Here is a 13297-nt window from a genome sequence, read left to right as displayed (position 1 = left end):
AAAATTCACTGTGCAAAGGAAATACCATTTGCTTCAAAAGACAAGGTAAAACTAATACTTTCCGTGGATTTTTGAATACGCTACCCCCACAAAGTCTATTTGGCTTCTACTTCCAGCAGCAAGGGGACGATGTAGCCATCTCCTCGGGTAGAAGCTTCAAAAGCCATTTTCTGTGGATGATAACGAATATCACTAGGTGGAATCGCATGTCGGTTGAGTGTTCTTAACAAATGTTGCCAAAAATCACCCTGGTATTGGGTCAAAGCCTGGGCCAAACCCTTCAAGTCATTGATGGGACGTTGCGTGTAGAGTACAATCAGGCGATCGGTACCCGGGTTAGCAATTTTCAGGGCTTTGTTCGGGCCGGGCACGAGTAAGGTGCTACCCTGATTGAGGACTAGTGCGCTTTCATTTTGCCCCGTAAATTTTCCATTCAAAGCCTCCTGACGTGGAAAATGGACATGGATTTGTCTTTGGGCATCAATGCTGAGTACGTACAGGTATTCCTCCGCTTTGAGGGTACTCACTTCAAGTTGGAACAATTGCCCAATGGGCCAATCGGTTTTTTTGAGCAGGTAGCGACCATTTTGAAAACGCACACTGTCCAGTTCAAACTGGGCTTGATTGCTATAATTGTCATAGCCAGTAAAATGCTGGAAGCCGAAGGCACCGCCCAACTGTACCAAGGGGCGGATTTCCGCCGCGGCATTGGCTGCAGGCTTGGTTGCCTGGCTTCCAGCTTGCATACCCGACTGTGTATTACTCAGTTGAATGATGTAAGCGTATTTGCAAAACTGGGCAAAGTGCTCGTATTTCACCCAGATGTACCCTTTGTCGCCCCAGTTTTGCCCCCAACTGTTGAGCAGGCGAAAAGCACCTGCCCGGTCGTCATAGCCCACCACCACCATGGCGTGGCCGCCAGCAGGGGTAATATTGCCAATCTCCGGCCACCAAAACTTGGCATTGGCCAGGTTGTAAAAATTGCGACGTACGTTCATCCCGATGATCACCGCTTTGAAACCCGCCAAGGCATTTTTGACTTGTTTGACTTTCATTTCAAAAGAGGCATCACTTTCAAACAAGGTCAGGTAATCACTCACCGCAAAACGAGCGGCGGTTTGGGCCAGATTAGGCGCGGGTGCTTTTTGGCAGTCGTTGACGTCGAAATCGAATTCTTTGGCGAGGCAGTCACCCCGGTCTTTCAGGAAACGCAGGGCATCGGTCAAGCGAGCCCCTTTGGCACAATCCTGTTTGACCTGGTTGAACACAAAAAGCGCGGAATGAGCATTTTCATTGATCAATTGGCGATCGGTGCAGCGGTTGTGAATGGCGCGTTGGATGGTCATGCCTGCATAGCCTACGGCCCAGCCTACACAAGAATAGATGTCGCCTTGGTGGCGGACTTCGGGGCAAAAATTTTCCAAACTCACCGCAGCGGGCAAATTGGCTTTACTGTTGATTTGAGCATCCAGGCGTTGCGTTTGATTGTAAGTATTTTCATCGTCGAGGATCAAACCGCCAGGGAACTCTTGGGCAAAGGTGTAACTCAGCAAAAACAAGTTGCAGAGGATGAGGTAGAACAGGCGTTTCATTGGTTTTAAAGTTTAGGGTGGAGTTCGGGGTTCCAAGTTCCTAGGTTCCAGGGTTCGGGGTTCCAAGGTTCAGGACTTAACCCTGGAACTTTGGAACCCTGGAACCTTTAATTGTTACTTTTGGGTGGTACTGGGGTGTTCACTTTTGCTTTAGGTGGTACTGCTCCAGGCTGATTTTTCACCGGTTGTTTGCCAGGAGGCAGCGTAGGTTTCTTTTGGCCAGCACCATCGAATTTGAAGGGGTCGTTGGCCAAATTGGAAAGGCTGTCCGCAGGAGGCATGGTCGTTATGGTATCACCGGGGATTTGTCCAGGGGTAGTGGTGTTCCAGGGGTCAGTGGTGGTACCCGCATTATTGGTGGTGGCATTGTTCCAGTTCCCGGTGTTGTTGGTATTGTTCGTATTGTTCCAATCGGTACCCGTGTTGTTCGTGGTGTTGTTCCAGTTGTTGTTGTTGGCGTTATTGGTTGAATTCCAGCTGTTGTTCAGGTTGTTTAAATCCGTAGCTGGGAATCCATTTGCATTGGGGTTAGTGGTTTGGATGTCGTGGTACTGGATGTAATCGGTATAGTGGTCACCATTGCCTTCGCCAGATTGTACCTCATTCCAATAACGCCAGCGGTGCGGTTTCACCAAGTGTTGATTTAGGTAATCTTCGGTGTACATCCTCGCTTCACGCTGCATTTGCGCAAAATATGAAGTAAGTCCGCGGGTTAGGTTGATCAACTCAGTAACGATCAGCAACAAGGCACTACCATCCACCTGATCAGAGGTAGCATCAGCCAGGGTTTGTTGAAAATGCATGGAATAAAACTCTTGCAATTCGATCAGGCGCAGTTTCAAGCCATCGGAATACAAGTCGGGCATACTTTCAATAGATTTCAGTTTTTTGGAATCCAGAAAGTCTTGTTTGATGCCTTCCAGGATTTTATTGGCGCGTTGAGCCGTTTGGTTGAAGGCGGTTCGCACTTTGGCTACATCATCTGGTTTCATCTTTTGCTCCTTGGCAATGACATTCATGGCAGCACTTTCAGCTTCGAGTTTCAGGTCGTGAAACTTGACCATGAATTCAGTATTCAGGAATTTGCCCAAAGCCGGGGCTAACTTCTTATTGGGTTGTGCGCTCAATCCGCTGATGAGCGATAAAGTGGCGATGAGGATACACAGATGGGTTTTCATGACAGTTGAATTTTGTTTGATGTGTTGAAAAGCCAGGTAGGCGTTCCCAGCATAATGGTCTTTTTTATTTTTAAGGCAAAATCAATTGTTAACGTGAAGCGTAAAGACGTGAAGGCTAGAGGATAAACGGCACATTTTCAACAAACTTACAAAAAAATAATGTGCGCTGCTTTGTTTTTTATGCAACAATGCCTAGACTTGCACCCCGAAACAAAATACCTTTGTTAGAAACCGTTCCTCCGATGAAAAAAACGAACTTCCAGCTTGTAATCGGCTCAATCCTTGCATGCTTAAGCCTTTTTGCCAACCTAATATATGCCCAAAAAAGCCTAGATCAACCTGGACTTTGCGGCACCGAAAGTTTCCAACAGTTTTTATCCCGTCATCCCAAACAACGTTTGCTCGCTCGACCTTTGCTGAATGAAAAAAGCAAATTGGGCCCACAAGATGCATTGGGTATTCTCCCTTGCAACATTGGAAATAGCACACCTGAGATTCCCGTGGTAGTCCATGTCATGCACATTGGTGAATCCGTTGGAGTGGGTTCCAATATCTCTGTGGCCCAAATCAATGATGCGATTCGTGGACTCAACGACCGCTGGAGCAAAGCCATTGGTGACGGAGTGGCCATTCCCATCCGTTTCTCCTTGGCTAAACGTGCACCGGATGGATCGCCTAGCTCTGGCATCGTCCGTTACAATGCCTCTGCGGTTCCCCGCTATGCTACCGAAGGGGTACAATCTGCTCAAAATGGCCCTGGAACCGATGATCAGGTGCTCAAAGACTTGAGCAAGTGGCCCCCGGATCAGTATTACAACATCTGGGTGGTGCGCGACATCCAAGGTAGCGTGCTGGGCTTTGCTCATTACCCCTTTTTTAATGAAGCCCCCTATCGGTATGATGGAACGGTCATTGAAAGCAATGCAATGATTTACAACTCCATCACGCTGGCTCACGAAATGGGTCATGCTTTTAATCTGGCCCATACCTTTGAAGGTGACAACAGTAACAACACCTGTCCCATCGATACCGATTGCACCGTGGATGGCGACGGCGTATGCGACACTCCTCCGCACCGAGAAGACGATTGTGGCCCCAACAACCCCTGCAGCAATGTGGGCATTTGGGACAATTCCCGGGTCAACTATATGAGTTATTGTGGGAGCAATGTCAGTACGCGATTTACGGCCGGACAGGGCGATCGGGTTTTGTACGCTTTGCGGTATTCCTCACGCAATACCTTGCCGATCAGTTTGGGGAATTCGCCTACTGGAAACGCAGTTGAAGTGGGGATTACCGCGTTTTTGCTCAAGGATTATTTGTTGTGTGATTCCAGTTTTAGCCCCCAAATCCAGTTGGTCAATTACGGCACCCAAAACATCAACACGCTGACCTATACACTAACACTGGACAATATCAGTTTGGGATCTTTTACCGTTAATCCCAATTTGGCTGCGGGCGCGACCCAAGCCGTGGCCCTACAACAAATCAAAGGTTTAGCCGTAGGAACCCACGAATTGAGCATTGTCATCACCGATGTAAACGGAGCAGGTGATGGGACTTATGACTATGACAATTCGATTTGTGTAAAATTTGAACACCGTAGTACCCTTGCTGACTTTTGCGCAGATTTTGAAAACACTAGCGATTTGCCAGAGGGGCTTTTCACCCTGGCAACGGCACAAATTAAACCTAAAGCGCTGCCCATCACTTGCGACGCCCAAGGTGGCTACGCCCTAGAAATCAACGGTACTGCGCACAATGATACCAGTTATACCGCCATCATCGGCCCTATTGATTTTAGCAAAAATGGAGGGCCACAGCTGTTTTTTGACTTAGCTCGACAAAGCGGCTTCTATTGCAATACTTTTGCCGAAATGAAAATTTCTGCATCCAGTGATTGTGGAAATACTTTTGAACAGGTTTTTTACAAAAATGACGCGCCTCGCTTCACTTGTGGAACAACCAACTACATACCAACCATTCAATCTTTGTCGACCACCACTACCCGACAAACTGACCCTGATGTAGCGTTTAGCCCAAATTCCTGCCAGCAATGGCGCAAAGAAATTGTCGACCTGGAAGCCTATGCGGGCCAAAAAGTGTTCATCAAGTTTGAGTTCTTCTTCAATTTTGAGGGCAGCGCAGCCAATACCATTTTCCTGGACAACATCTGTGTCAACAATTGTACCAGCAATGCAGCTGCCAACATCACGGTAGACCCTGCCGAAAAAACCAGCCTGTGCCGCACGGGCACCCTTAAATTAGGTACGCAGCTCGACAATTTAAAAGGTACAAACATCCTGTGGGAAGCCGCTAGCTCTGCCGATGGGGTCTACAATTCAATCGCTGCCAAATCGGATACCAGCATCTCGGCGGTGATGAACACCATTGGGAAGTATTATTTCCGGGTAGTAACCATTAAGGGTGGTTGCGCCGACACTTCAAAAGTAGCGGAAGTGACCGTCAATGGCGCGTTGCGTTTTGATACTCACCCGGTTTCGGTTTCGTTTTGCAACAAAACTCCTTTGGCGCTTTCCTCAGAAATTTCGCCTCAATACAATCAACTGAGCTACCAGTGGCAACGCTCCAGCACCCTGGGTGGCACTTACACCAATATCCCCAACGCGACCCAGGCCACCTATATACCCACGGCACCAGGTGTCAATTATTACCGGGTCAGGGCCAAATCGGCGGATGCAGGTTGTACGGAAATCACGTCTTTTGAAGCCTCAACCACAGTAGATGATAGTGTCGATGTCAAACAAGACCCCGAAGGATTCAGCGCCTGCATTGGTGGGCGGGATACCCTGACGGTGCTTGCTGCCGGGAGCAAACAAAAATATTTTTGGCAAGAAGCGAATACCCCCACTGGCCCTTTCCAACAAGTGGGTACCCAAAACACTTATATCCCGGACTTGAATAACCTTGGCACCCGCTATTTTCGGGTGATAGTAAACTCTGAACGAGAGTTTTGTAAGGATACTTCCAAAATCGCGCAGGTAGCCATTGCCGATCAGCCTTCTACTTCGGTGGCGTTGAATGTGCAAAATTTGTGCGAAAGCACGCTCTTTAGTTTCCAGGTACCCACCCAGGGCGGGATCGCTCCGCTAGCTTATCAATGGCAAAAAAGCAGCGCCACTACTGGGCCTTGGGCCGCCGTTGCCGATGCTCGAGACAGCCTCTTTTATGCCTTTTCGCCAGCGGGTACGACGTACTACCGGATGTTGATCCAGTCCATGGGGCGAGGTTGTAATACGGCGATGACCAATCCCGTAGCTGTAAACGCGGATGCAAAAACCCAAATCAGCCTGGAACCTCGCGACACCAGCCTTTGTGTAGGATTTGCCGCCAACTTGTCGGTAAACGCCAGCAATCCTTCCTTGCACCAATGGCAGGTCAGCGATGCAGCCAACGGCCCGTTCAGCAATTTGAATGAAAACACGGCAAATTTCCGGCCATTGGTTAGCGCAGTTGGCGACAAGTACTATCGGGTGATGGTACTCAATGGTTTCTGTAGTGATACCTCTAAAGTGGTCAAAGTAAGTGGTGTGCCCAGCATTACCTTTGACCGCAATCCGCAAGACGCCAGTGCTTGTGAAGGCAGCAGTATTCCTACCTTGCTCACCTCGGCACAAGGTGGAGGCAGCGGATTGAATTACCAGTGGCAACAAAGTGCCGACCTGAATGGCAACTGGGTCGCAGTCAATGGTGCAGTAGACAGCACCTTTTCCCCATCCAACACACCTGGGTTGAGGTACTATCGTTTGGGTGCACAATCCACTTCTTGCCCCGCCGCATACAGTACACCAGCAAAAATTTTGATCGACGCTGCGGTAAAAATCAGTACCCAACCCGATTCTATTGCTCAATGTATTGGTGCCAATGCCGCTTTTACGATGAATGCATCTGGCAATCCGACCTACCAATGGCAATCCAGTGCCAGCAGCAATGGGAGTTTCAGCAATATCTCCGGGGCTCAACAAACCAGCTTTACGCCACCAAGTAATGCACCAGGCAGTACCTACTACCGCGTGGTGTTGAGTAGCAGCAACCAATTGTGTCGTGATACTTCGGTCGTGGTGCAATCTACCGTTGCGGCAGCTTTAACTTTTGTGACGACACCCAAAGACATCACCACTTGCGCCGACGGGCAGACGCCGCTACGCGCTACTGCAACAGGAGGGTTTACACCACTCACTTATCAGTGGCAAAACAGTGTCAACAACAATGGCCCCTGGACCAATGTCAACAATGCTCAGGACAGCATTTACCAACCCAATGCCGCTCCTGGTGTCAGTTTTTATCGAATGGTAGTCTTCAGTACCGGGCAGGGTTGTACCAGTGAAAATAGCTCCGTAGCCAGAGTAGAAATTGTAGCACCGATCAGCATCATCAGCGAGCCGCAAGGATTTAATGGCTGTGTGGGCAATACACAGGCACTTCAGGTCAATACTTCAAATCCAGGTTTGACCCAGTATCAATGGCAATCCTCGACCAATGGCCAAAATGACTGGAATGACCTGAACAATGGCCAAAATGCCCAATTCAGCGCCCCAACCAATCAAAATTACAGCAGCATTTGGTACCGGGTTTTGGTCAAAGATGGAAGCGTGGGTTGTGGCGCAGATACTTCGCTGGCTGTTTTGGTAGACATTCGGACCGATTTCAAAATCCAAAAGACGCTGGAAACCTGCAACAACAACCTTTACGGCAACGATGCACGGGTAAATTTTGCAACACTGGTCCAAATGGGTGACCCCAACAGCCGTTGGACGCCATTGGATACCCTGCAAAATACAGGAGCCGTCTCCAATTTGGATTTCAGCAATTGGGCACCCGGCAAAACCTACCGCTTTGTGGCCACGACTACCAATGCAGTGGCACCTTGTATCAATATTTCGGACACTTTGTCGGTGCTGGTCAAAGCTTGTTGCCCCGTTGTATGTAGCACGCCACCTAGCGCTGCTTTTTGTACTGCGGGCTCGGCTCCGATTCAACTCCAAACCTACCTTTGTGCCAACTCAGAAGCCAGTGGCAGTTGGAGCGTTACCGCCGGGCCGGGCATCAACACACCACAAGCGATAAACAGTGCGACTTTCGATCCGAGACAACAAACTCCCGGCTTGTACACCTTGACCTATCAGCTGCCGCAGGCCATCCGGGGTTGTCAAACGAGCAGTGCCCAAAACTTCAATATCGTAGCAGCCATTGATGCGGGTACACCGCTGCCAGGGATCAGTGCCTGCAATCAGGCGGATACCACCTTTGGATTGGCGAGCTTGCTGAACAATGAAAGTGTCGGAGGAAGCTGGAGTATCCTAAGTGGGAGCCCAGGTTCAGCCTTCAATCCGACGGGGAGCCTGCGTACCAAAGGTTTGAGTGTCGGAGTTTACCGTTTTCAATACCGGGTGCAGGGCGCGGCAGGTTGCGCCAGCGATTCGGCGCAGGTGGAATTGAACCTACAAGCGAGTCCTAAGGTCGCCCTCGGTTCGGATGTGCAATTGACTTGTGCCATTCCGTTCAGCACCTTGAGCAATCCAGATAGTAATAACCTGAGTCTGCAATTCAGCTGGCGGGAGCTCAGCGGAAATGCCAACATTGCCAATCCCAATGCCCCAAGTATCAGGGTCAATAATGCTGGCACTTACGTCCTGAGCGTGAGTGAGATCAGCAACAATTGTAGCGCCTCCGATACCATCCAGGTGAGCACTGCTGCCACCTTCATCACTGCAATCAATACTGAAGTTATTCCTGCTCGCTGCAACAACGAGCAAAATGCGGCCATTTTGGTCAAAAATGTCAGTGGAGGGAAAGCGCCATTCAGTTATAGCTTGAACGGGCAGAGTAGCAATAGTGGGGGGCAATACCGGAATCTGAAAGCAGGCAGCTACACCTTGCTCATCAAGGACGCCAACAATTGTATTCGGGAAGAAACCTACACCATTGCGGAAGCCTCAGCGCTCGACCTGGCTTTAAGCGGGCCAGCGCAGTTCACCCGTTGTGCAGAACCCATCGAGTTAAAAATCAGCACCAACTTAGATAGCTCCGAACTGCGTCAAATCCAGTGGCAATTGCCAAATGACATTGTGGTGGAAGCACCGGATGGTTTTACCCGGATTGTCAGCCCGAAAGTGAGTAGTGCGGTCAAGGTGAGTATTGTGGATCAAAATGGTTGTCGGGCGGAAAGCCAGTTGTTCATCACGGTAGACAAAAAAATCTCGGTTTACTTGCCCAATGCCTTTTCGCCAACGGGCAGTAAAGACAACCAGGTATTCAAACCAATGGCACCAGCAGAAAAAGTCCAAAAGGTCAACAGCTTCCGGATTATGGATCGCTGGGGGAATCAGGTTTTGGAACAAAGTGATTTGGACATCAGCGATGAGCGCCTGGGATGGGATGGACGGAGTAAAACCGGAGTCTACGCGCAAGGGGTATATGTGTATGTTGCGGAAGTGACGTATTGTGATGGGAGCCGGGAAAAATTGGCGGGTGAGGTGTTGTTGTTGAAGTAGCTTTCGCCCTTCCTTAGGGGCAATATTGCCCCACTACTTCGGTGTGTCTTTAGTGTCTGAGGTTTCTTAGGTGGTGAAATTGTGCCCCGCTGCGCAGGGCTTTTTCTTTTTTACCACCTAAGAAACCTCAGACACTTAAGACACACCGAAGTTCAAAAAAAACTAATGCATCCGGTCTCCTCTTAACTCCAGTCCATCCATAATCTCCGCCTCTTTGTGCAGGTACTCCTGCCAGCGTACCTTGACCAGCTCTTCATCATGATACAATTTGGCTAAATCGATGAACAGGCGGTAGTGCCCTGCTTCTGATACCATAAATTTATAATAAAAATCGCGCAGTTTTTCATCGCCAATGTGCAGCGACAAAAGCCGAAAACGTTCACAACTCCGCGCTTCAATCAGGGCACAGATCAGCAGTTTCTCCAACAGACGTTCTTCGCGGGAGCCGCTTTTTTTCTGAAAGGCCAATAATTCGTTGACGTATGCGTCTTTGCGCTGGCGGCCCAATTTGAGTCCCCGTTTGTCCAGTTCACTCAACACCATGCGGAAATGCCCCCATTCTTCGGTCACGATGGGCGCAACTTCCCGTACCAGTTCTTCTTTGTCTGGAAAGGCCTGGATCAGCGAAATGCAGGAAGTAGCGGCCTTTTGCTCGCAATAGGCGTGATCCGTCAATATTTCGGCCAAATCCATCTCCGCTAGGTTGACCCAACGTGGGTCGGTAGGCAATTTGAGGCCGAGCATACGAACGGTGTAGAGTTCTCTGGTTTCTTGGTCCATGATCGAATAGTTTGTTGAGAAGGTTGAGGGAAGTTGAGGCTGCCGCGAGCGACCTAGACAAGGATGCGCCTAAGTCGCTCGCGGTAGCCTAAACCTTCCTCAACCTTCTAAACCATCTCAACTCAATAACAATCCATCCTTCATTTCCAAACGACGATCGCTCATCTTGGCCAGTTCTTCGTTGTGGGTAACGATGATGAAGGTTTGTTGAAAATCTTTACGCAGGTTAAAAATCAATTGATGCAGCTCCTGAGAAGAAGCTGAGTCAAGATTCCCGGTAGGTTCATCTGCAAAAATAACGGCGGGTTGATTCATCAGTGCCCGGGCTACTGCCACCCTTTGCTGCTCACCACCTGAAAGTTGCGCGGGTTTGTGGGTAGTTCGAGCGGACAAGCCTAGGTAATCCAGCAATTCCAAAGCCCGTTTTTTAGCCACAGCATCGGGCGTACGGTTGATGTAGGCTGGAATACAGACGTTTTCCAGTGCCGTGAATTCGGGCAACAAGTGGTGGAATTGAAAAATAAAACCGAGGTTTTTACTCCGGAAATCGGCCAGCCTTTTGGCATCCAATTTGGAAACCTCCTCGTCAGCGATCAGAATCTGACCACTGTCGGCGTTGTCCAAAGTACCTAAGATGTGCAACAAGGTGCTTTTCCCGGCACCCGATTTCCCTACGATACTCACTACTTCTCCACGCTGCACACTCAGGTCAACACCTTTAAGCACCTGTAATTTGCCGTATGATTTTTTAATTTGTTTTGCAGTAATCATGCGGGCAAAAATAAACAAAAAGCAATAGCCGAAAAGTTTATTTCAGGCAATCCATAAATTCCCGACGGGTTTCTGGGTTTTCGAAACAGCCGCTGTATTCCAGGGTGAGTGTGGTACTCTCGTCGTGTTGAATCCCCCGGTGGCTGACGCACATGTGTTTGGCATCCACTACGATGATCACATCCTGGGTATCAAGGGCCTCCTGTAGAGCCAACAAAATCTGTTTGGTCATCCGTTCTTGCACCTGTGGTCGGCGAGCATAATAGTCGACAATGCGATTCAATTTTGACAATCCAATCACTTTGCCATTGGAGACATACCCGATATGGGCTTTTCCAACAATTGGCAAAAAGTGGTGCTCGCAGAATGTTTTTACGGTGATGTTTTTTTCCACCAACATCCGACTGTACTCGTAATTGTTGTCAAAAGCGGAGATCTCGGGTTTATTTTTAGGATTCAGGCCCTGGAAAATTTCCTGTACGAACATTTTGGCGACCCGCTTGGGGGTATCTTGCAAACTGTCATCATTCAAATCCAGTCCAAGCGTATCCATAATCGCCGCAAAATGATGCGCAATGATCTCCATTTTTTCCTTGTCGTTCAACTCAAAGGCATCGGGGCGCAATGGGGTTTCAATTCCTGTACTGATGTGGTTATCGCCCATGGATTGAGCCTTGTTGCTCAAAATAAGGTCGATAGCATTGTCGGTAGTCACCATTTTGGCGTGTGATTTTTTTTCGTGCATTTTGACGTGCTTGTCAATTGAAGTAACAAAACCCAAATTTGGGCTGTTGGTTCAATTGATGTTCGAGGTATTCAAGTTACGCCAATTTGGATGAGAAAATCAATTATCAGGTAGCTAACAAAATTACAATCAAATTGGTTTGTAAAATTGGCAAATAAAACAATAATAGGAAGAACTTTCTGCTTGGTACAATCTGTTATATCCATTTTGGTGCTAAAAGAGCAATATAAGTTGGGTAATCCGAGTGTAGAAGTAACTGAATTGCTTGGTTTTAGCCACAACCCGTCGATTCCATTTATTTTCAATTAAAATTGAAAATACTGAAAGAATTAATTGACTGGCACCTACATTCAGCCTACCTTTGGGTTAGTTTTAAACTTAAACAAAGAAAACATCCACATATGGACGCTAATCTTCCCGTTATCCCCGAACATCCCAGAGTCGTTGTCGTTGGTGGCGGTTTTGCAGGACTGGCCTTGGCTAAAAAGCTGCGCAAGCAACAATACCAGGTCGTCATGTTGGACCGTAACAATTACCATACTTTCCAACCCTTGTTGTACCAAGTGGCCACCGGGGGCCTTGAACCCGATAGTATTGCTTATCCTATCCGCAAGATATTCCAGGGCAATCCCAAACTTTCGTTCCGCATGGCCGAAGTTCAAAGGATTGATCCTGAGCAAAAAAAAGTGGAAACCAATATCGGTGACATCAGCTACGATCATTTGGTACTCGCCACTGGTAGTCAAACCAACTTCTTTGGCTTTGCCCAGCAGGAAGAACACATGATGGGCCTGAAATCGGTGCCAGAAGCACTGAATTTGCGGAGTTTTATCCTGCAAAATTTTGAAAAAGCCAGCGTTTTACCCGACGGCGTTGCACAGGATTCCTTGATCAATATTGCCATTGTCGGCGGTGGCCCGACCGGAGTAGAGTTGGCCGGGGCGTTGGGCGAGATGAAAAAATTCGTCTTCCCCAAAGATTATCCCGATTTGGACATGGGCCGCATGCGGATTGTACTGCTCGAAGCTGGGCCCAAACTCCTGGGTGGTATGAGCGAAAGTGCCAGTGCCAGGGCCTTAAAAGACCTACGAGCGCTGGATGTAGAAGTCAATTTGAATGCCGAGGTATCCTTCTACGATGGTGCGGTGCTGATTACGAAAGATGGGTTCAAATTGCCTACCGAAACCCTGATTTGGGCAGCGGGTGTGAAAGGTCAATTCCCCGAAGGTATCTCCAGCGATAAAATTGTGGGTGGCAATCGGGTACAAGTCGATGCGTTCAACCGGGTTCTGGGTTACGATGGCCTGTACGTGCTCGGCGACGCCGCAGCCATGATCACGCCCGAAACTCCCCGTGGCTACCCCATGATGGCTCCCGTAGCCATCCAACAGGGAGGACAATTGGGCGCTAACCTGATTCGCTTGAAAAAAGGCCAGGACTGGAAACCCTTCAAATACCTTGACAAGGGCACCATGGCCACCATTGGCCGCAACAAAGCCGTGGTCAACTTTTTGGGCCAAACTTTTCACGGCATCGTCGCCTGGTTGATGTGGATGTTTGTACACATCATGTACCTGGTAGGCTTCCGCAACAAAATCACTACGCTCTGGGGTTGGGTGTACAATTACCTGACTTACGACCGGGCGCTGCGGCTGATCATTCGGCCTTTCGCCAAAAGCAATCGCATTAAGGCATACGGGGAGGTTTAGAAGGTTG

7 protein-coding genes are annotated in these 13297 nt (G+C 48.8%); 2 read left to right on the top strand and 5 right to left on the bottom strand.

Going from position 1 to position 13297, the window contains the following annotated elements:
* Positions 1-95: 95 nt before the first annotated feature.
* Complete coding sequence (locus ACEW9O_RS16130; protein ID WP_373551210.1) at positions 96-1592, bottom strand: C1 family peptidase; 1497 nt, start codon at positions 1590-1592, stop codon at positions 96-98.
* 107 nt (positions 1593-1699) lie between these two features.
* On the bottom strand, positions 1700-2770 hold the full coding sequence (locus ACEW9O_RS16125; protein WP_373551209.1) for a hypothetical protein: 1071 nt from the start codon (positions 2768-2770) through the stop codon (positions 1700-1702).
* A gap of 242 nt (positions 2771-3012) precedes the next feature.
* Between ACEW9O_RS16125 and ACEW9O_RS16120 the strand changes: the two genes are divergently transcribed.
* Positions 3013-9285, top strand: a complete 6273-nt coding sequence (locus tag ACEW9O_RS16120; protein ID WP_373551208.1) for a M43 family zinc metalloprotease — start codon at positions 3013-3015, stop codon at positions 9283-9285.
* Positions 9286-9447: 162 nt separating this feature from the next.
* Here ACEW9O_RS16120 and ACEW9O_RS16115 read toward each other — a convergent pair whose 3' ends face one another.
* From ACEW9O_RS16115 to folE, 3 genes are all read right to left on the bottom strand, one after another.
* Positions 9448-10065, bottom strand: coding sequence for a tRNA-(ms[2]io[6]A)-hydroxylase (locus ACEW9O_RS16115; protein ID WP_373551207.1), 618 nt, complete (start codon positions 10063-10065; stop codon positions 9448-9450).
* Between the two features lie 117 nt (positions 10066-10182).
* Positions 10183-10836 (bottom strand): ABC transporter ATP-binding protein, encoded by a 654-nt coding sequence (locus tag ACEW9O_RS16110; protein ID WP_373551206.1) that lies wholly within the window; start codon positions 10834-10836, stop codon positions 10183-10185.
* Between the two features lie 37 nt (positions 10837-10873).
* Positions 10874-11554, bottom strand: a complete 681-nt coding sequence (folE, locus tag ACEW9O_RS16105) for a GTP cyclohydrolase I FolE (protein WP_373551220.1) — start codon at positions 11552-11554, stop codon at positions 10874-10876.
* A gap of 428 nt (positions 11555-11982) precedes the next feature.
* On the opposite strand from folE, the gene ACEW9O_RS16100 reads away from it, so the two are divergent.
* Positions 11983-13290 (top strand): NAD(P)/FAD-dependent oxidoreductase, encoded by a 1308-nt coding sequence (locus ACEW9O_RS16100; protein WP_373551205.1) that lies wholly within the window; start codon positions 11983-11985, stop codon positions 13288-13290.
* The last annotated feature ends 7 nt before the right edge of the window (positions 13291-13297 follow it).

Source organism: Haliscomenobacter sp., from assembly GCF_041740695.1.
Lineage (GTDB): Bacteria > Bacteroidota > Bacteroidia > Chitinophagales > Saprospiraceae > Haliscomenobacter.
This window is presented reverse-complemented; position numbering and strand designations above follow the sequence as displayed.